9 protein-coding genes and 2 CRISPR repeat arrays (1 of these 11 cut by a window edge) are annotated in these 20,873 nt (G+C 59.8%); of the genes, 1 reads left to right on the forward strand and 8 read right to left on the reverse strand.

Features of this window, described 5'->3' with window-relative positions; genetic code table 11:
• Window positions 1–6,244: a CRISPR direct-repeat array (repeat unit 30 nt; unit sequence GCTTCAACCCCACAAGGGTTCGTCTGAAAC); it begins 94 nt to the left of the window's first position.
• 101 nt (window positions 6,245–6,345) lie between these two features.
• From cas2 to cas6, 8 genes are read right to left on the reverse strand one after another with little or no spacing between them, the layout of a single operon-like run.
• Window positions 6,346–6,606, reverse strand: coding sequence for a CRISPR-associated endonuclease Cas2 (gene cas2 / locus RBH26_RS01160; RefSeq protein WP_306756005.1), 261 nt, complete (start codon window positions 6,604–6,606; stop codon window positions 6,346–6,348).
• A gap of 1 nt (window position 6,607) precedes the next feature.
• Entirely contained in the window at window positions 6,608–7,600 is a 993-nt protein-coding gene (cas1b, locus tag RBH26_RS01165) for a type I-B CRISPR-associated endonuclease Cas1b (RefSeq protein WP_306756007.1), read from the reverse strand.
• Window positions 7,601–7,602: 2 nt separating this feature from the next.
• Window positions 7,603–8,151, reverse strand: coding sequence for a CRISPR-associated protein Cas4 (locus tag RBH26_RS01170; protein WP_306756008.1), 549 nt, complete (start codon window positions 8,149–8,151; stop codon window positions 7,603–7,605).
• Window positions 8,148–10,769: a CRISPR-associated endonuclease Cas3'' gene (locus RBH26_RS01175; RefSeq protein WP_306756009.1), complete on the reverse strand. Its 2,622-nt coding sequence runs from the start codon at window positions 10,767–10,769 to the stop codon at window positions 8,148–8,150. Before RBH26_RS01175 ends, RBH26_RS01170 begins: the two co-directional genes overlap by 4 nt.
• Window position 10,770: 1 nt before the next feature.
• Window positions 10,771–11,589 carry a type I-B CRISPR-associated protein Cas5b gene (gene cas5b, locus RBH26_RS01180; RefSeq protein ID WP_306756011.1) on the reverse strand — a complete coding sequence of 273 codons (819 nt, stop codon included), beginning with the start codon at window positions 11,587–11,589 and terminating at the stop codon, window positions 10,771–10,773.
• A 2-nt stretch (window positions 11,590–11,591) separates the two neighbouring features.
• Window positions 11,592–12,668: a type I-B CRISPR-associated protein Cas7/Csh2 gene (cas7b, locus tag RBH26_RS01185; RefSeq protein WP_306756013.1), complete on the reverse strand. Its 1,077-nt coding sequence runs from the start codon at window positions 12,666–12,668 to the stop codon at window positions 11,592–11,594.
• A gap of 1 nt (window position 12,669) precedes the next feature.
• Entirely contained in the window at window positions 12,670–14,820 is a 2,151-nt protein-coding gene (cas8b, locus tag RBH26_RS01190; RefSeq protein ID WP_306756015.1) for a type I-B CRISPR-associated protein Cas8b/Csh1, read from the reverse strand.
• Entirely contained in the window at window positions 14,807–15,613 is an 807-nt protein-coding gene (gene cas6, locus RBH26_RS01195; protein ID WP_306756017.1) for a CRISPR-associated endoribonuclease Cas6, read from the reverse strand. The genes cas8b and cas6 overlap by 14 nt, the downstream gene beginning before the upstream one ends.
• 150 nt (window positions 15,614–15,763) lie before the next feature.
• Window positions 15,764–18,427: a CRISPR direct-repeat array (repeat unit 30 nt; unit sequence GCTTCAACCCCACAAGGGTTCGTCTGAAAC).
• A 221-nt stretch (window positions 18,428–18,648) separates the two neighbouring features.
• Between cas6 and purL the strand changes: the two genes are divergently transcribed.
• Complete coding sequence (gene purL, locus RBH26_RS01200; protein ID WP_306756018.1) at window positions 18,649–20,802, forward strand: phosphoribosylformylglycinamidine synthase subunit PurL; 2,154 nt, start codon at window positions 18,649–18,651, stop codon at window positions 20,800–20,802.
• The last annotated feature ends 71 nt before the right edge of the window (window positions 20,803–20,873 follow it).

Genomic DNA, 20,873 nt, shown 5'->3' on the forward strand with positions numbered 1-20,873 from the left:
GAAACGAGATCGTCATGGTCGACGACCTCGACCGGTGTGCGGCTTCAACCCCACAAGGGTTCGTCTGAAACCGGACAATTGCTACAGGTCCAAGTAGTCGCCGAGTGCTTCAACCCCACAAGGGTTCGTCTGAAACCGCGCTTGCGGGTCGGTCTGCCGAGTACGCCAGTGAAGCTTCAACCCCACAAGGGTTCGTCTGAAACTCTTGGTTCGGGCGAACGGCGGCCACGTAATCCTAGATGCTTCAACCCCACAAGGGTTCGTCTGAAACACCCGGTTGATACTGTTCTCAATAGAGCGACCAAGGCTTCAACCCCACAAGGGTTCGTCTGAAACCGTCGCCCTTGGTGTACTGTCTGAGTTTCTTACTTCGCTTCAACCCCACAAGGGTTCGTCTGAAACAACATCCACCCCGACGAGTTAGACACACTCGAGCTTCAACCCCACAAGGGTTCGTCTGAAACTTCGTCCACGACTGTCTCGAGCGCCAGAGTGGGGCGCTTCAACCCCACAAGGGTTCGTCTGAAACGATCAGTGCATCCGTGTCCACGTTCCCGAGGGACGGGCTTCAACCCCACAAGGGTTCGTCTGAAACGCGTCTTGAAGTCGCGTTTCACCGCTGTCAGATGTTCGCTTCAACCCCACAAGGGTTCGTCTGAAACATGCGTTCATGAAACACTGTTCGCACATTGTGGATGCTTCAACCCCACAAGGGTTCGTCTGAAACCCCGAGGAGAGCGACGAGCGCGGTCGCAAGCAAGACGCTTCAACCCCACAAGGGTTCGTCTGAAACCGGTCGGCCGGCAGCGGGCGACGGATCTCCTTGAGGCTTCAACCCCACAAGGGTTCGTCTGAAACGCCGACAGCCGGGCTTCCGTCGATGACGACCAGGCGCTTCAACCCCACAAGGGTTCGTCTGAAACGCCGTCATTTCCGGCATCATGGGCAAAAACCCAGACGCTTCAACCCCACAAGGGTTCGTCTGAAACACGACGCCGTCGAAGTGAACCTGGACACCGAAGGCGCTTCAACCCCACAAGGGTTCGTCTGAAACGCTTCCCGCGCCAGGCGGTTCGCTGGAAGGTTCGCTGGCTTCAACCCCACAAGGGTTCGTCTGAAACGACACCGTCGTCGCTTGCGCCCGTGACGCGGATGTCGCTTCAACCCCACAAGGGTTCGTCTGAAACCGGCATCACGACTGAGGACATTGACTTCCCGAACCCGCTTCAACCCCACAAGGGTTCGTCTGAAACGAGTTCGCGCTTGCGCCAGGTGGCCGTGTTGACGATGCTTCAACCCCACAAGGGTTCGTCTGAAACGCACGGATCCGCTCTATCCCCACCTGATCGTCGAGGGCTTCAACCCCACAAGGGTTCGTCTGAAACACTCCGAGCAGCAGCTGGTCGAGATGGGGTACCGAGAGCTTCAACCCCACAAGGGTTCGTCTGAAACGCGGGCCGAATGATCAAAGATACCATCCTGCCGTTGATGGAGGCTTCAACCCCACAAGGGTTCGTCTGAAACACGCTCAGGAAACGATTCTCGAGAACGCTTTCGGTGCTTCAACCCCACAAGGGTTCGTCTGAAACACGGCTGGATGGGGCACACAATCCAGACACAACCCGCTTCAACCCCACAAGGGTTCGTCTGAAACTGTCTTAAGGCATTATTCCCACTTGGGACAACGTCGCTTCAACCCCACAAGGGTTCGTCTGAAACCTGTCGTCTCGAAGGATTATCTTTTGTCATAGTACTGCTTCAACCCCACAAGGGTTCGTCTGAAACCGCGCACCGTCGACGAAGAGCCTCGGCACTGTCCACGAGCTTCAACCCCACAAGGGTTCGTCTGAAACTCGTAGCGCGGGACGCCCTGCTGTGGCGTAAACTGGCTTCAACCCCACAAGGGTTCGTCTGAAACTCGTCCACACGACTACTGAGACCGATGACTAACGAGCTTCAACCCCACAAGGGTTCGTCTGAAACGTTGCTCGTTGCCGCTCGAGTCCTCGAGTTCGAGGAGCTTCAACCCCACAAGGGTTCGTCTGAAACGTTGCTCGTTGCCGCTCGAGTCCTCGAGTTCGAGGAGCTTCAACCCCACAAGGGTTCGTCTGAAACGGTCCTCGAGGACGTCGTAGTGCCAGTCCTCGTCGCTTCAACCCCACAAGGGTTCGTCTGAAACCGATCGTCGTTCCACCGCCACCGCCGCCATCCGACGCTTCAACCCCACAAGGGTTCGTCTGAAACCCGACAACCGAGACGCCTATGCCAACGCTGGAGCGGCTTCAACCCCACAAGGGTTCGTCTGAAACGTACAGATCGGGTTTCTCGTCGGCACCTTCGTCGATGCTTCAACCCCACAAGGGTTCGTCTGAAACAAGGTTGCCCAGTTGTGGCGGACTATCGACGATGATGCTTCAACCCCACAAGGGTTCGTCTGAAACTGTCGGCCTCGGCGGGGGAGACCTTTCTCCAAGTCACGCTTCAACCCCACAAGGGTTCGTCTGAAACCTCCTCAAAACCGTCAAAGATGTCCGAGGACTTCCAGCTTCAACCCCACAAGGGTTCGTCTGAAACTCGCTGACTAAGCCTATTGCCGTCTGGATGTGTCGCTTCAACCCCACAAGGGTTCGTCTGAAACGAGCAGCGTGTAGAGGAGTTTGCCGACAACATTGCTTCAACCCCACAAGGGTTCGTCTGAAACTTTCGGGCGTTTCGGGTTCGGATTCTGGATGGTATCGCTTCAACCCCACAAGGGTTCGTCTGAAACGCTATCCAGCCGAACCCCGACGAGGAGATCGACGAGCTTCAACCCCACAAGGGTTCGTCTGAAACTCCATGCCCCGGTAAGTTTCACAATCCGCGAGTCAATGGCTTCAACCCCACAAGGGTTCGTCTGAAACTGGGATTCAGGCAAGACGCTAAAAGACCTTGCTGATGCTTCAACCCCACAAGGGTTCGTCTGAAACTCGAGTTCACTCGCGATCAGGTCGTCCTCCTCGAGCGGCTTCAACCCCACAAGGGTTCGTCTGAAACGCGGGTTCGAGCCAGCGCCGAAACGGATCGTCGACGGGCTTCAACCCCACAAGGGTTCGTCTGAAACACTGGCATCGGCAAAAGTGCCGCACACAGCGTGACGCTTCAACCCCACAAGGGTTCGTCTGAAACTCGGATCTCGGTTTTCGACCACTCCGCGGCGTGTGGCTTCAACCCCACAAGGGTTCGTCTGAAACCAGACGCGCCAAGACGCCGGCAATTGGTCTGAGGTCGCTTCAACCCCACAAGGGTTCGTCTGAAACTGTGAAAGCTCACTTCGTCGGGGTCGACTCGCTCCGTGCTTCAACCCCACAAGGGTTCGTCTGAAACCGATGAAACCCGACACGGTTTGCTTCGAGTGCGGGCTTCAACCCCACAAGGGTTCGTCTGAAACTAGTCGACCGGGATTTGACCTAAGTCGTTGTCGCTCGAGCTTCAACCCCACAAGGGTTCGTCTGAAACTCGACGTCGTCCTCCGGGGTATCGTCGCCGCTGGCGCTTCAACCCCACAAGGGTTCGTCTGAAACGCTTGTATGAGCGACGGTTACGAGTGTCCTGACTGTGGCTTCAACCCCACAAGGGTTCGTCTGAAACACTGCTCGAGGGCGCGGACTGAGACGGTGCGGGCGCTTCAACCCCACAAGGGTTCGTCTGAAACTCGGAGACGACGATCCAACCGCCGATGGTGGGACGGCTTCAACCCCACAAGGGTTCGTCTGAAACCCCAACGATCACCTTAGACCCATCATCTAACCCTAGAGCTTCAACCCCACAAGGGTTCGTCTGAAACCTTCGCCACCGGCCACGTCGTACATCACAACTCCAATGCTTCAACCCCACAAGGGTTCGTCTGAAACGCGCCGCAACCGTTCGGGATTGCTCCGCGCGTCGGGCTTCAACCCCACAAGGGTTCGTCTGAAACGAGCGCGTTCGCAACACAGCGTTCCAAAATAAAGCTTCAACCCCACAAGGGTTCGTCTGAAACGTAGACGCGCTCGAGGTTCTGCTGTTGCATATCCTCGCTTCAACCCCACAAGGGTTCGTCTGAAACTCGGCGAGCGTCAGCTCGCTTGCGTCAGCCTGGCGGCTTCAACCCCACAAGGGTTCGTCTGAAACGGCTCGCAGCAGTGGTCGTCGCCGGTATCGTCGGGCTTCAACCCCACAAGGGTTCGTCTGAAACCTGTATAGGAACAAAGCCAATACCCATCTAACTGTTCGCTTCAACCCCACAAGGGTTCGTCTGAAACACCTAATCGTGCTCACTGGCGACGGTACGGACGCTTCAACCCCACAAGGGTTCGTCTGAAACGATCATCTCGACCTTTTCGCTGGTGTCGGCGTAGATGCTTCAACCCCACAAGGGTTCGTCTGAAACCGAGGACGTCGTTGACGATCGTGTCTGCGAACAGGCTGCTTCAACCCCACAAGGGTTCGTCTGAAACACGGTCTTTGTAGGCATCACCGCCGGGTTCAGGCTTCAACCCCACAAGGGTTCGTCTGAAACCAGGCCCGCTTTGTTCGTCTCGAGGAGTTCTGGGTGCTTCAACCCCACAAGGGTTCGTCTGAAACCGTCTTGCTGGTCGACGTCGCCCGGCATGTACTGCCGCTTCAACCCCACAAGGGTTCGTCTGAAACTGTCAGCCCAGCGCGGATCTCGCGCTCGGTGGGTTTGCTTCAACCCCACAAGGGTTCGTCTGAAACATCTCGAGGAAGAGATGGAGATCGTCTTGGACGAGACGCTTCAACCCCACAAGGGTTCGTCTGAAACCACTGACCGGCACGGCGATGTCGTGGTCGTCGAGGCTTCAACCCCACAAGGGTTCGTCTGAAACACGCGAGAGCACGAGGCGTTCGTCCGCATCAACCTGCTTCAACCCCACAAGGGTTCGTCTGAAACGCGGCACTTTTGCCGATGCCACTCACCCAGTCGCGGCTTCAACCCCACAAGGGTTCGTCTGAAACGACGCTCTCCAGGTCGACGGCGAGAACGTGTGCCTGCGGCTTCAACCCCACAAGGGTTCGTCTGAAACTGAGCGTCACTGAACTCCGGACGCCAGAAGATGGTGCTTCAACCCCACAAGGGTTCGTCTGAAACCTTGGCAAACCGATACGAAACTAAAATAAGAGTTAGCTTCAACCCCACAAGGGTTCGTCTGAAACGATCTAACCCAGGTGCCCTGGGATGAGTAACAAGCTTCAACCCCACAAGGGTTCGTCTGAAACCAGCGCTTTTACCGTGTCGTCGCTCGAGCCACTGCTTCAACCCCACAAGGGTTCGTCTGAAACTGGAGTCGCGGGCTCGAGAATCGATTGTAGCTGGTGCTTCAACCCCACAAGGGTTCGTCTGAAACCGCCACACAGCATGGCAGAGTACGTCCCCGAGTGGGGCTTCAACCCCACAAGGGTTCGTCTGAAACCCGAGTCTAAGACGGTCCGTAGCGCCTCATCTGACGCTTCAACCCCACAAGGGTTCGTCTGAAACTTTCACCACAGACCACACACTCCTTATCGTGGTTCTCGCTTCAACCCCACAAGGGTTCGTCTGAAACCGTAGCGTCTTCGCCCATCTCCAAGACTAATAGATCGCTTCAACCCCACAAGGGTTCGTCTGAAACTAATCAAAGTAACCGAAAGGACAGGGGGTGGCAGTTGGCTTCAACCCCACAAGGGTTCGTCTGAAACTGGCGAACAAGAGGCCGATGACTGCCATGATGACGAGGCTTCAACCCCACAAGGGTTCGTCTGAAACAACACGCAACCGCCGAGTACGACGGGGAGTATGGGGCTTCAACCCCACAAGGGTTCGTCTGAAACCACATCAGGTCAACGAGAGCGCGGACAAGATCGTCTTGCTTCAACCCCACAAGGGTTCGTCTGAAACTGCCGTCGCTTCCGATACCGCCGGGTCGCTGTGGCTGCTTCAACCCCACAAGGGTTCGTCTGAAACCAGTTTATCGCTGTTCAGGATCGAAACGTAGTCGCGGCTTCAACCCCACAAGGGTTCGTCTGAAACTCGAGACGGTCCTCGAAGAGGGGGACGAAATTGAGGGCTTCAACCCCACAAGGGTTCGTCTGAAACTAACGCGGTGGGCCGACTCGCTCGTCGACTCGATCGGCTTCAACCCCACAAGGGTTCGTCTGAAACCCGCAGCCAGCGGCGGCTACTCCGCCGATATCCCAGGCTTCAACCCCACAAGGGTTCGTCTGAAACCATGCTCTATTCTTGAGCTACAGTCTCTGTATTGGGCGGCTACGATAAAGAACTTCCGTCGACCCGCAATACTAGCTCAGCCCACCGGGGTCGACGGAAGTTCACAAAAATCGCTGCTCTTCCGTGGGATCTTCACCGTAGACTGTTCGATCGAGAATGGTGTCCGACGAAAGTTCGTAAATGATAGTCGATTCGCCGGGCTTGAGTAGGTCATCGATCTCATTTCGTAGTTTCTCGAGGTCTCCTTTGGAGATTTCACCCTCGAGGACGGAGTTCTGGACGTGGGTGAGGTACCGGCGACCGATCTTTAGAGCCTTGTGGGTTCGGTCGGCCTGGAGGTCGTAGACCATGATGACGTACATCTCACCACCACCGTTCGAACGGATCGTACGGCTCGCCCGTCAGGAGGTGCTTTTTGAGTTTGTATGCCTCGAGTCGCAGCAGGTACTGGTAGCTGACCTTTCGGTTGAGGTCGGGGTGGTCGACGGTGCGCTCAAGGGTTTCCTCGAACGCCTTCGAGTAGGTCTGGCGGCCCCCCTCGGTCAGCAGACACGACCCGAGATCGGTCTCGAAGTCGTCGTGAGTGATCTGCCCGCGGTTGACCAGGCGAAACAGGACGCGGTCGGCGAGGACGGGTTTGAACAGGTCGGCGAGATCGAGCGATAGCGAGTAGCGCCGTTCGCCGGGTTCGTGGAGATAGCTGATCGTCGGGTCGAGTGCGGTCGCCCGGATCGCGGAGACGCAGTTGGCGTAGACCAGCGAGTTGCCAAACGAGATCAAGCTGTTGACCTCATTCGGTGGCGGGTTGTACTCCCGTCTCGAGAGCCGGAACTCCTCGGGGAGGATCTCGTTGAACGTCCGGTAGTAGATCTTTCGTGCGGTCGCCTCGATCCCCATGAGTTCGTCGACGGGAAGGTCGTCAGCGACACGGTCGGCTGCCGCCTCGAGGTCAGCGATTTCAGTCTCGATATCGCGGCCGCGACCGTCGTAATAGACGGCGTTGGTTCGCATGTTGTGGATGCTTCCGGAGACGATCGATGCGGCGAGTCGTCGCCGGTGGTCCTTGTCCTCGTAGGCGGTGACCTGCGAGACGACGGTTTGTCCTGAGGTCTGGCCCCGCTCCGGCATGATCGACCCAGTGTAATAGTCCCCCCAGCCAAACACGTGCATGGCGACGCCTTCTTGGTTCAGAAACGACATCAAGCGAGTATTGAAGTCGATCTGGCCGTGGAGGAACAGCGCCTCGGCGTTCTCGATCGGGATGTACTTTTTCTCGTCGTCGTCGGTGACGATCCGGACCGTGTCGTCTTTGCGTTCGATGCGACCGTCTGAAAACACGTGGTAGTTTCTGTCCATGATCAACACCAGCAAAAGTCGTGGTACGCACAGGCCTCACAGAATGGCTTTTCCTCCGCAGACGGTGGCGATTCTCGAGTCACCACATCGTAGATTCCGCGGATGGCGGCCTCGACTTTCTCTGTGCGTTCCTCAGTGAGTTCGACCGGTTCCCGCTTGCGTTCACGGGGGTGAGCGAGCACGCCGTTCCGCTCGACGTCGGCGACGTGCTCGAGATACCAGAGGTAGTACGATAGCTGCATCCGCGCCGGTTCGGTCAGCGCCGAGGATGGTTTGACCTCGAGAATTCGGCCGTCCTCTAAGACGTCGAGCGAGATCATCCCGAGGTGGAGGTTGCGGCGGTTCTCGCTGTAGGCGGTATCGTCGACTCGAGTGCCGCGGACGACCGTGGGGTTTTCGCGATCGATCTCGAGATTGCGCGATTCGAACCAGAGCTCACGCGTACAGACGTGGTAGTACTGCATCATCACGCCGGTGACGCGAAACGGCTCGTCGGTTGGGTTTCCGCGGGCAGTCTCGAGGAGACGTGAGACGGGATCTGGCTCGGTCACAGGAACCTCCGCTCGACGGTGTTGTCCGGAACGACGAAGCCGGTCGTTGGATCGAAGAAGTCAGCGAACTCCGGCCTCGAGGGGTCGACGTACCGGACATCCGCCTCGGGATGAATCGGTGGGAGGTCCCCAAGTTCTCGTGCTTCCTTCGAATCGGCACTGTAAAACGGAACCGACACCTGTCTCGTTCGGAGGTCGTCCATTCGCCGGTTGACTTCGTCGAACTCGTAGCGGTCCACTGCATTCTCAATAGCGTCCACGGCCGCCCGTTCTTCGTCCGTTCGACAGACGACGACATCGATGGCGTTGCGCTGGTCGATCAGCGAGAGGTTCTCGAGTTCGTCGGCCCGGGCCTCGTCGACATAGCTCGCGTACGTCTCTTTCCCGACGTTTTTCTCCCGGTGAAGGGCCTCGTAGTATTTTTCGACGGCGTCCTTTGCGACCGCGGTTTCCTCGAGGAACTCCCCGTCGCCACGGACGGACTCGAGGGTCCGCGCAGCGACTGGCAAGAGAGAGACGCCGCGATTGTACACCGCTTCTGCAGGGGTCCTCTCTTGTTCTTCGGGTGCCTCGAGCCACCAGACGGTGACCTCGCCCCGATCTCGTTCGAACGAGCGGTTGCACCTTCCGGCAGCCTGGACGATGCTGTCGATCGGCGCGAGATCACGATAGACGCGGTCGAAGCTGATGTCGACACCAGCTTCGACGAGCTGGGTCGAGATCGTGAGAAACGGGTGTCCGCGTCCGGTCAGTTCCTTCGCTGTCTCGATCAGGGTGAGCCGATCGACGGGACGAAGCCGGGTCGAGAGATGTAGAATAGACAGATCTCCAGCGGCTTCGGCCCGCTTGGCAACCGCCGCTGGATCGACAGCCTCTGGATCGCCCACGGCCTCGAGTTCGTCGGCGTAGATTTCTCCGATATCTACCAGCCCAGGGGACCGTTGTGCCACGAGTTCGGTCAGCTTTCTCGCGCTGTCGATCGTGTTACAGACCGCGAGCGTGGCGTCGCCACCCTCGAGGGTCTCGAGTAGTTCCGTTACCGCATCGTCGTATGACTTCGCGCCGTCTTGTTCGTCGATGTACCGTTCCGTCGACTGATCGAGACGGTACCGGACGCGTTCGGTCGCCTCGAAGTACGCAGTCGGCTCGTCGACGAGTTCAACTGCGCTGTCGAACAGTTGCGGCTGTGTCGCGGTCATCGCGATAACCGTCGCGTCGTATCGTTCCGTTAGCATCGTCACGAGACGAGGAACGAGTTTCCACCAGTCGAGCGGAAGGCTCTGTGGCTCGTCGAGGACGATAACGCTGTTTCGGAGCGCAGGAACCTTCATCGACTGCTTGTTCGCCGGGCCTGCCAGACTCTCGAACAGCTGGACGAACGTCGTCACAGTCAGGCCGGCCCGCCAGCTCTCGGCGAGCATTCCGGCGACGTCGTCGTGTAAGTCCGCTTTGTCGACGTCACCCTCGTTTACGTCGCGGATCGTGGTCTCCGCGAGATGGTGGTGAGCGGTGAGCAGACGGCCCGCAGTATCGGTCTCGTAGATGTCTTGGGCTTCGTCGACCACCTGATCGATGATGCTGGTAAACGGGAGTGCGTAGACGATCCGTTCGCCGCCGGTTCGGTTCCGGATGGAGAGTGCCGCTGACAGTCCGGCGAGAGTCTTGCCCATTCCCGTTGGCAACGTAATCGTCGCGACACCACCGCCGTCGTCGGCGAACGACTCCGCGTTCTCGAGGACGGTCGACTGTGCCCGCGAACGGTAGTGGTTCAGCCGTTCACTCCGGGTTCCCTCCGGGTCGGCACACGCATCAGCCTCGAGGTCGCCGATGTACTCGTCAAGTCGCTCGAGGCTCGGTTGCTCGGCCGCATAGGCGTCCTCGGAGAGTTCCGATGCTCTCGAAGCCGAGGCAGCACTCGTCTTGTCCGCGAGCACGAGCGATCCCCAGCATTCCAGAACGAGTGCGTAACACGACGCAGACAGCGACCCCCGGTCGACGCCAGGGCCGGTTCCTGTCGCCGCGACGGTCGATTCAATTTCTCCGAGTAACTCGAGGAACCCCTCGCAGAACGCCTCCCACGATCCGTTTCCAGCCGTCGCTTTCTGGATGATTTCACTTGCGAGGTCAGGGACGTGATCGTCGATGTTCTCAAGTTGCTTTGCGACAATTACCTGCCTCTTTTCATCGGTGTTCCAATCACTCGGAGAGACGTTCTCGCGACGGTGGGAACGATCGAACACGTACTTCGCGATGTCCGGCAGGGCTCCGTGGTGTTTCCCAACGGCGACAAAGCCCGCGAGACAGGTCTCGGCGTCGTACCCGCGGGCGTCTAGCGCGTAGTAGGCGGTGAACGCTCCGACTGGTGCGTGGTACCGATACCGTTCGTCCGGCGGCGTTCCTGACTGCACCCCGAGATACTGCTGAAAGTGCGTTGTCGCCTTCCCGAAGTCGTGGACGTACGCGAGTGTCTCGACAACGTCCCTCATAGGCTCTCCCGCAGGCGTCCGGGCGTCTGACGGCACCACGTATCGGACGCGTTCGGTCACGTCCTCGAGGTGGTCCCACAGGAAGACGCCGTCGTGTCCCTCATCGGGTGGATGTGAGTACCGAGTCGCCATCTCAGACGAACACCACGGTTCGCCCGTCGACGCAGCACAGCTCCACATTTTTGACTTTGAGCGAACCGGCGTCGGGATTGTACGTGTAGGCCGTGAAGCCGGCAGTCGTCCGCCCGCCGGCGTCGGTCGTCATGAACGCGGGCGACTCCTCGACTTGACACCGCGTGCCGGGCTCTAAGACGACGTCCTCGACGGCATCGGGGACTGCCGAGTCTATCTCGACTTTCTCACCGCTCGGCCCGGGTTCGACCTCGAACTCGCCGTGGTACTCGAGTTCCGCGAGGTGTTCCGAGAGACCGAGACTGGGGACGTAGTGGCTCTTGCCGGCCTCGAGCGTTTCCCGGAGTTCCCGATACCGCTCTTCGTCAGCCAGCCAGAGGTCGATCCGATACGCTGGCTCGACGAGGACCTCGTAGTTGTGCTGTTGACGAAGCGTCGTCGGGTCTGGGAGTTTCACGCTAAGCTTTCCCCGGCCGTTGAGCGACTGGAGGTTCCCGTCGGCTGTCGAGAGCGTGTTCATCGGCATGTTGATCGTCCGAATCTCGCTGACGGGCTCGATCGCCACCGCGGACTCACCGGGTGCGAACAGGTCGTAGTAGCCATCGCGTTCGATGCCGAGGACGGCGGCGAATAGCCCGGCGACGGTGGTCCGCGGGATGATCCGGTAGGTCTGCTTGACGACGTTCCCCTCGATCCGCCGGAAGTGTCCCCACGGGCCACGAACGGTGACGGAGAGACAGCGCTCGGGTGAGACGGTGTCGCCACTATTAGTGTCGCTCTCGTCGTCTCCTGCCCACTGTTCGAGCGATTCCTGTTCCATCGTCACTCGGCGGCGTCCGGCAGCGTCGTGGTGTGTTCCTCGTAAACGTCGACGACCTCGACGGCCTCCGAACCGAGTGCGTCCTCGAGTGCGTCGTACAGCACCTCGGGACCGCCGACCTCGTCGTCGTAGGACAACTCGAGGACGTCACTCGCGACCACGCGCACGCGCTCGACCCGCCCACTCGCGTTCGCCAGCCGATCGACGAAGCCGTCGACCTCGAGGGTCAGATCCCGGACCGTCCGGAGTTCCTCTTCGGGTTCCGAGCGTTCCTGGTCGAGCTCGAGGTCCCGATCGAGGCCGCCGAGGTGGAAACTCTCCTCGGCGTACTCGACGCGACAGTACAGCCGCGGTTCCTGGCCGACCTTGCTCCGGGAGATCGTCTGGTTCTTGATCGCCCGCCAGCAGAGCGTATCGAGTCGCTCGATGTCGTCCGTGGTGAGTTTCGTATCCTCGGCTCCGTGTTCGTCCACGAGCCCGTGGAAGCGAATGAGTCCGTACTGAATGCGATGATCGTCCAAATCGAAGCCACCCTGTTCTTTCCCCTCCTGGGTCGCGATCACGCTCGTCAGGCTGTCGTACTCCTCGTTTTCGTTGACGGCGTGGATCGACTTCCCTGGTGAGAACTGGACGGGCCCGGTGAAGTGATCCGGCAGGTGTTTCGCGTACTCGTCGTCGGTGTCGACCGACATCGTCGCACCGAAGTACCGGACGTCGACACTGTTGTCGAGGAACTCGCCGAAGACGTCCTCGCGGAACTGTTGAGCCTCTTCGTCGTCCTCGAGGTCGTAGTCGTCGTAGTCGACGGCTTTCAGTCGGTCCTCGAGGAGTTCCCCGCGGGTATACTGAGTCCCCTCTTCGTTGACGTTCCGGATGTAGACGCCGTGACCGTCGTCGTCGAGCTGGTCACGGAGGTATCGTTTCAGGCGGACGTCGGTGACGATCGCCTGCTGGGTCTGGGGGTCGATCCGCGGGCGGTTCGCCCCGCTAAGGGGGTTACCGTTCGGGTTCGCGTCGACGGCGTCGTACAGGAAGACGATTTCGGAGCGGTTCTCTACGGTGTCAGCTGTGTCTGTCATCTCAGTGTTCCTCCTCGAGGTCGGGTTGGTCGTCGGACTCTACGTTCTCCCAGTCTGGGTGGTCGTTCATGCCGTAGGTAATCCCGAGCGCGTAGTAGAAGCGGAGGTCGTCGGTATCGATCTCCCACTCGTCTGGGTCGGGATCGAGGATCGTCTCCCGGAGCCGGTCGACGATGTAGTCCGCCTTGGTGCCAGGATAGGACTTGCCCTCTTTCTTTTCTTGACGTGTGTAGGTGAGCGTCTTCGCGATTGTCTCCTGGGTTACCTTCTTGATCCGCGACCGGGTGATCGACTTCACGGGATACTGATCGACCAGCGTCGTCGATCGGTCCTCACTGTACTCCTGGTAGCTCGCGATGTCACCGACGAGCGCGCCGAGTAAGAACGCACCACGGCGTTCGTCGGTGATCGATGGCCCGTCGGGATCGGGCGCGAGTGCAGGCGTGTCTTGGATAAACGATTCGAGTTTCGCGTCTGCGGGGTGGCCCCCGTCAGTGGCTAGTATGTCCGGAATTTCCATCGTGTATTCCTCATAGGTCGGTTCGCGCGTGATCGGTTCTTTCTCCGTATCGGACGTGGTGAGCAACTCGAGGTCGCCGTCGGCGAGTGCACACAGCTGGGCGAACTGGCTCGCAACCAGAAACGACGGGAAGCCGTCGTACTCGTCGTCGGTTTCCTCACTGATGATGCGGGAGACGAACTCCTCGAGTAGCACGTCGACGGTGATCGGCTCACCGCTCAGGACGTTGACCAGCGCCTGAATGCGTGGGTCGTCCGCGTCGGCGTCAGTGTCGTCGCGTTCGGCGAACGTCTGGTAGAAATACCAGCCCGTCGAGACCGCGTGAAGCCGGTTGTCATCACCCGCGAGCAGTTCCCACTTCTCGTTTGTCGGCATCGGTGCCGTCCAATCGTCTCCCTCGTCGGTGACAAACGCCGAGGTGTTCTGAACCAGCCGATTGTGCCTAAAGGCGAGTTCCTTCGGGTAGTGCAACTGGCCGTTCAGCGTCTCACCGAAAACGTCGTAGCGAGACATCTGGTGGGGCATCACCGCTGAGACGTAGAATCGAAGGGACGTCTCATCGAGGTCACGTTCCCTGTGCTCTTCGTAGGCATCCTCGATCGGGGTCGTATCCCCGTCGTCTGCTGCCCGATAAAGAAGCCCGTACAGATCGCGGGCCTTCTCGGACGTCGGTCGCCCGAAGAAGTACGGCAGGTAGTAGACCTTGGCACCAAACGTTCGGTACGTACAGGCCTCGACGAACGCCTCCGCGTTCATTACCGTCACGGCGGCGTCTTCGGAAATCGGGTGGGATCGCCACGCCTCCTCGATGTCCAGCCCCGGGAACTTTTCGAGTTGCTTGCCGAGGAAGTAGTTCTGTGGGTCTTCTGAGGTCCCCACCGTCCGGGACGGCTCTCGTGTGACGAGGTCCGTCGCGTCCCCTGAGGAGTCGTCGGCCTTGTTCTTGGTGACGAGCTTCGAGAGCTTCCGTCGCCGCATCGCCTCGAGGAAGACGTCGACCTCACCGGGCCAGCGATACTCGCCGTCTGTCTCGGTCTTCACCTGAACTGTCAGAAGTGCAGTCGCGGATTCGCCACCGAGGCTCGTCTTCACGCCGTCTTCAATGGCCTCGAGAACATCCTCGTCCTCGCTGAGTTCGGCGAGTTTCTCGACGATCCAGCCGTCTTCGTGGGCGTCGGCGGCTGTTTCTACTACATCATCGGTTGCCCACTTGGTGAGGCGCTCTTTCGCGTATCGAGCGAGCTTCTCCGGATCGCTGTCGCGTCCGGCCTGATGGGTGACGCTGTGGTCGATCCCGCGTGCAGCCGGATACTTACAGTGGCTAACCTGCTGGACCAGCCCCTCTGTATACCGTGTCAGCCAGACTGCGCCGAGGTGATCGTCGGCGAGCCGTGGCTCCGTACCCGAAACGTCGACGCGAACGACGAGCAGGCTGTCGTCCGTGTCGATCAGATCGTCCGCGGCGTCGGGCGTCAGGTATGGCGCATACTCCCCGCCACCGGTAGTGGCGAGCGTGTAGAGTTTCCCGTAGAGGTACTGCAAGTCCCGAAGCGACCCGATGGGGGAGTCCGGCAACTCCTCGGCTAACTCCTCGTCGTCGTAGGCGTCGCGGAACGCTTCAGGCGAAAGCATCCTCTCCCTCGAGTTCGGTTTCACCCGGCCGGGTTCGATCCGTGACGTTCACGAACCCCAGCCCGAGCGAGTTTCGTTCTCCGAGACCGACGTCCAGCGCGAGGTTGAGGTGTCTGCGGTGGTTGTCGTCCCGGACAGTATACTCGAACTTCCACTTGCTCAACACGTAAGTCATCTCCTGGCCCTCGGTTACCGTCACCGGCACTGCGAACGTCTTGAGCAGCTCGTAGCCGTCGAACAGGTCGCCGTCGACCTCGCTCGGTCCTGGCAGATACTCGGGTGCGAACAGCCGATGTTTCTTATCGAGGTTGGCCTCGAGCTGTTCCATCAGTGGCTTAGTGCTATGTGAAGGCCGCCAGAAGACTGCCGTATCACCGCCAGGATGGTCGATCCCGTACTCGTCGCACTGCCACGGCGGGATTCGAACGAGCAACCCGGTCCCCGTCTCGAGTGTTCCCCGCGTGCCCGGTTCGCCGACGTCAGGCTCGAGAGAGCTCACGTCCTCGACGTGAAACGGCATCTCGCCGACGTTCAGCTCTCGGTCTGCGAGCAAATCCTTGGCGACATGTGCAAGGACCTCCTCATCGTGTGAGGCGACGAGAAGTTTCCGCTCGTCACCCTCGCGCATGTCGCCTGGTGGGAACGGATTCGACATCACGAATCCTGGTGGTTCGTCCGTATCGTGGGCTGCGTCGTAGTCAGTCCCCTCGAGCGCCTGCCAGATTCGCCCACGGAGCTTGTGGTGGTAGGCGTTGTCGTAGGCAGCGTCCGCTCGAGCGGACAGGTGTGCCATGAGGCGCACCGTCAATGGTAACCTCCATTTCTAATATACATAATGCCTGAAACTAGTTAGAGATAGGTTATAAAGGTGGTGTTCAACTACCATGCGGTTAGAATCAAACAAAAGGCCAGCGGAGCGGTCGAGCCAGTTCACCAACCAAGTGCTTCAACCCCACAAGGGTTCGTCTGAAACTCGAAGCACCCGACCGTGACGCGTTCCTCGTAGCTGGCTTCAACCCCACAAGGGTTCGTCTGAAACTTGCTCCGTCCGCTGGCGGGACACCAGCATTTCGTACTTCAACCCCACAAGGGTTCGTCTGAAACTCTCCGGACGGTACTGAACAACTCCCGAACCAGCGACTTCAACCCCACAAGGGTTCGTCTGAAACTGGTGCCCACACTTTCCATCGGGATACTTCGCCTTGCTTCAACCCCACAAGGGTTCGTCTGAAACCTCGGCGACGGTGAGAGTGTAACCGTCCCCCAGGACGCTTCAACCCCACAAGGGTTCGTCTGAAACCGGATATGACGCTATCCAAAAGTGGTTGGAGATTGACGCTTCAACCCCACAAGGGTTCGTCTGAAACGGTCTGCCGAGTTGTCGGGATACCGCCAATCCAGAGGCTTCAACCCCACAAGGGTTCGTCTGAAACAATGTTGACCCTGAAACACTTGAAACGAACTGGGAGGCTTCAACCCCACAAGGGTTCGTCTGAAACCGCCGTCAGTCGCTGCAACTAAGGACGTTTGAGGGGCTTCAACCCCACAAGGGTTCGTCTGAAACCGGCAGTACCGCCCGCGACGTCCGTCGAGAAGTCGACGCTTCAACCCCACAAGGGTTCGTCTGAAACCTCGTCGAGCGGCGGCCGGTCGCCCGAATCGCGGAAGCTTCAACCCCACAAGGGTTCGTCTGAAACCAATCATCACCACAAATCGGGCACTCTTCTGTAGGGCTTCAACCCCACAAGGGTTCGTCTGAAACTCGCAGACGATGATGTCCGAGTGGTGTGACCGATGCTTCAACCCCACAAGGGTTCGTCTGAAACCGCTCGCTTTTTCAAGTCCCTTATCACCCCACTTCGCTTCAACCCCACAAGGGTTCGTCTGAAACCATCCCCGCCCGAAACCGCTTCGGAGGCTTCTAGGCGCTTCAACCCCACAAGGGTTCGTCTGAAACCATATCTTACAGTCCATGTCGGAAGCCTCGAAAGAGGCTTCAACCCCACAAGGGTTCGTCTGAAACCGGGCTTGCGTGCCCCTCGAGCAATCACTCTATTTGGCTTCAACCCCACAAGGGTTCGTCTGAAACCCGTGGTAGCGGGAGTGACCTATACATTGACGGGAAGCTTCAACCCCACAAGGGTTCGTCTGAAACTCTGATGCACGGGACAAGGCGCGTGAAATCCTCGAGCGGCTTCAACCCCACAAGGGTTCGTCTGAAACGAGTGCTCCCGCGACTAATCCTAGTACACCTATCAGTGCTTCAACCCCACAAGGGTTCGTCTGAAACCGTAGAGTGCAGCCCGTGTCTTCTCGTCACGAATCGCTTCAACCCCACAAGGGTTCGTCTGAAACGAGTACAAAGACTTCGTGCTCATTATCTTCTGGCCCGCTTCAACCCCACAAGGGTTCGTCTGAAACGCCGAAAACACAACCGAACTCGAGGCTAACTTTGCTGCTTCAACCCCACAAGGGTTCGTCTGAAACGCGAGTCGCTGTTCGAGTTTGACCCGTCCTGGGACGCTTCAACCCCACAAGGGTTCGTCTGAAACAAGCGACCGCTGACAGTATCTTAGACATTATCGAAGAGGCTTCAACCCCACAAGGGTTCGTCTGAAACCAGAAGATTTCGATGGCGTTGGTATCCGCCTCAGCTTCAACCCCACAAGGGTTCGTCTGAAACGATCTCCGATGGGAGGCTGTAGTCGAAGATGAAGACGCTTCAACCCCACAAGGGTTCGTCTGAAACCGGCGGACGCTCTCAAGGCTCCGTCTACGCGGGTACGGCTTCAACCCCACAAGGGTTCGTCTGAAACGATCTCGTCGAAGACGTGGTATCTGTCGTCGAGAGCTTCAACCCCACAAGGGTTCGTCTGAAACGCCGACCACGATCAACGCGACGCCGACTTTACCGAGGCTTCAACCCCACAAGGGTTCGTCTGAAACCCGTAGGCGATATCGTCGCGGACGGACTTGACGCGGCTTCAACCCCACAAGGGTTCGTCTGAAACGCCAGATGAGGCCGAGACGATCGAGGCGGAGGTGGTGCTTCAACCCCACAAGGGTTCGTCTGAAACTGTCCCTCGACCGCGAGACCGCCGAGTCCCTATACGAGCTTCAACCCCACAAGGGTTCGTCTGAAACCGTCCTCGCCACCTGCGCCTCGAGCAACGACGTGGGCTTCAACCCCACAAGGGTTCGTCTGAAACGGCCTGTACGAACTGGTCGACGATCCACGCGAGAGCCGCTTCAACCCCACAAGGGTTCGTCTGAAACTGGCCAGACGTGTCAACATCGCCAACAACGCCCTTGCTTCAACCCCACAAGGGTTCGTCTGAAACCGCGAGCCTGTCCGATTTCGGAGGGAACGCGGATGAGTGCTTCAACCCCACAAGGGTTCGTCTGAAACGGCCGCTGTGGCGGCCTGGCGACGGCGCGAGCCGAGGCTTCAACCCCACAAGGGTTCGTCTGAAACATTTCGCGCTTGGTGCTGTCTCGCCATATCCCAAGTGCTTCAACCCCACAAGGGTTCGTCTGAAACTGGAACGAGTGGTTCGATGAGCTTTGTTCTCGGACCGCTTCAACCCCACAAGGGTTCGTCTGAAACCATGGCCGGAAACGACGCCACAGTATCCTCATCGTGAGAAACAGACATATGTCTTCCGTCGACCTCGAGTATGCGATAAACAGCAGGGGGTCGACGGAACGCAACCGCGAACGTCGATACAACGTTCCGTATGACGCCCCGGTTTCTCCTCACCCGCTCGAGCCATACACGAACGTGCATATAGAAACCCATTTACCCGCCGACTTTCACCACCTAGATGAATGAGTCTTGCCGATTCGGACCGCGAACTCGTCGTCGAGGAACTGGACCGGGAGCCGACCCCGGCCGAGGCGGCGCTGTTCGAGAACCTCTGGAGCGAGCACTGTGCGTACCGCTCCTCGAGACCGCTGCTGTCGGCCTTCGACAGCGAGGGCGACCAGGTCGTGATCGGGCCGGGCGACGACGCGGCGGTCGTCGCACTGGACGATGACACGTACATCACGATGGGGATCGAGAGTCACAACCACCCTTCCTACGTCGACCCCTTCGACGGGGCCGCGACAGGCGTCGGTGGGATCGTCCGGGACACCCTCTCGATGGGTGCCTACCCGATCGCGCTGGCCGACTCGCTGTACTTCGGTGAGTTCGAGCGCGAACACTCGAAGTATCTGTTCGAAGGCGTCGTCGAGGGGATCAGCCACTACGGCAACTGTATCGGCGTTCCCACCGTCGCGGGCAGCGTCGATTTCCACCCCGACTACGAAGGGAATCCGCTGGTCAACGTCGCCTGTGTCGGCCTGACGAGCGAGGATCGACTCGTCACTGCCGAGGCCCAAGAGCCCGGCAACAAACTCGTGCTCGTGGGGAACGCGACCGGCCGGGACGGGCTCGGCGGCGCGAGTTTCGCGAGCGAGGACCTGGCCGAGGACGCCGAGACCGAGGACCGCCCCGCGGTCCAGGTCGGCGACCCCTACGCCGAGAAGCTGCTGATCGAGGCCAACGAGCAGCTGATCGAGGAGAACTTGATCGAGTCGGCCCGCGACCTCGGTGCCGCCGGCCTCGGCGGCGCCTCGAGCGAGATGGTCGCCAAAGGTGGGCTGGGTGCCGAGATCGAACTCGAGCGCGTCCATCAACGCGAGCCGAACATGAACGCCTTAGAGATCTTACTCGCCGAGTCCCAGGAGCGAATGTGTTACGAGGTCGAACCCGAGAACGTCGACCGCGTCCGTGAGATCGCCGAGCGGTTCGATCTCGGCTGTTCGGTCATCGGCGAGGTCACCGAAGGGAACTACACCTGCACGTTCGAGGGCGAGACGGTCGTCGACGTCGACGCCTACTTCCTCGGCGAGGGCGCACCGATGAACGACTTAGCGAGTGAAGACCCCGAGCCGCCCGAGACCGACCTCCCCGAGGTCGACCTCGAGGAGGCGTTCGACGCCGTCGTCTCGAGTCCGAACACGGCCTCGAAGCGGTGGGTCTACCGGCAGTACGACCACGAGGTCGGCGTCCGAACGAGCGTCGGCCCCGGCGACGACGCGGCGATCATCGCGGTCCGGGAAGCCGAACAGGGGCTTGCGATTTCGGCGGGTGCTGCACCGAACTGGACCGCAGCCACCCCGCGGACCGGTGCCCGTGCCGTCGCCCTCGAGAACGCGACGAACATCGCAGCCAAGGGTGCGACGCCGCTGGCTGCCGTCGACTGTCTCAACGGCGGTAATCCCGAGAAGCCGGACGTCTACGGCGGCTTCGAGGGAATCGTCGACGGGCTCGCCGAGATGTGTGAGACGCTGTCGACGCCGGTCGTCGGCGGGAACGTCTCGCTGTACAACGACTCCGTCGAGGGACCGATCCCGCCGACGCCGACGCTCGCGATGGTCGGAACCAAAGACGGCTACGATGCGCCGCCGCTGTCGGTCGAACCCGCGACCGACAGCACGATCCTGCTGGTTGGCGACCACGGCCTCGAGGACGGCGACGCGTCGCTCGGTGGCTCCGAGTACATCGCGCAGTTCGACGGCAGCGACGCCTTCCCCGAACTGCCCGCCGATCCGGCCGCCGTCGTCGAGACGCTGGCCGACGTCGCCGACGAGGAGTCGACGCTTGCGGTCCACGACGTCAGCCACGGCGGTCTGGCGGTCGCCCTGGCCGAGATGGTCTCCGACGACGCCGGGCTCGAGGTCTCGGTTCCGGCCGCCGAGTCGGCGGCCGATCCGGTCGCTGCGGCGCTGTTCCACGAACAGCCCGGTCGCGCACTGATCCAGACCGAGTCGCCCGACGCCGTCCGCGAGGCGTTCGACGGCGTCGCGCCGGTCGTCGAACTCGGATCCGCGACCGACGACGGTCGTCTCGAGGTGTCCGTCGCCGATCGAACGATCGAAACCGACGCGGCCGAGATCGCCAAGCGACGCGAGACGATCGAGCGCGGCCTCGAGTAACCGACCGCGTCGAGTTGCGGTTTCGAGACCGACTCGAGACGCCTCGGATCGAATTCCCGGTATATTGATAT

Origin of the sequence: Natronolimnohabitans sp. A-GB9 (assembly GCF_030848565.1) — an archaeon.
In the GTDB taxonomy this organism is placed as follows: domain Archaea; phylum Halobacteriota; class Halobacteria; order Halobacteriales; family Natrialbaceae; genus Natronolimnohabitans.

Coding starts and splice junctions, on each gene's coding strand:
- cas7b (WP_306756013.1), bottom strand. CDS start 12,668: ATGACAGACACAGCTGACACCGTAGAGAACCGCTCCGAAATCGTCTTC.
- cas8b (WP_306756015.1), bottom strand. CDS start 14,820: ATGCTTTCGCCTGAAGCGTTCCGCGACGCCTACGACGACGAGGAGTTA.
- cas5b (WP_306756011.1), bottom strand. CDS start 11,589: ATGGAACAGGAATCGCTCGAACAGTGGGCAGGAGACGACGAGAGCGAC.
- cas6 (WP_306756017.1), bottom strand. CDS start 15,613: ATGGCACACCTGTCCGCTCGAGCGGACGCTGCCTACGACAACGCCTAC.
- cas1b (WP_306756007.1), bottom strand. CDS start 7,600: ATGGACAGAAACTACCACGTGTTTTCAGACGGTCGCATCGAACGCAAA.
- RBH26_RS01175 (WP_306756009.1), bottom strand. CDS start 10,769: ATGGCGACTCGGTACTCACATCCACCCGATGAGGGACACGACGGCGTC.
- purL (WP_306756018.1), top strand. CDS start 18,649: ATGAGTCTTGCCGATTCGGACCGCGAACTCGTCGTCGAGGAACTGGAC.
- cas2 (WP_306756005.1), bottom strand. CDS start 6,606: ATGTACGTCATCATGGTCTACGACCTCCAGGCCGACCGAACCCACAAG.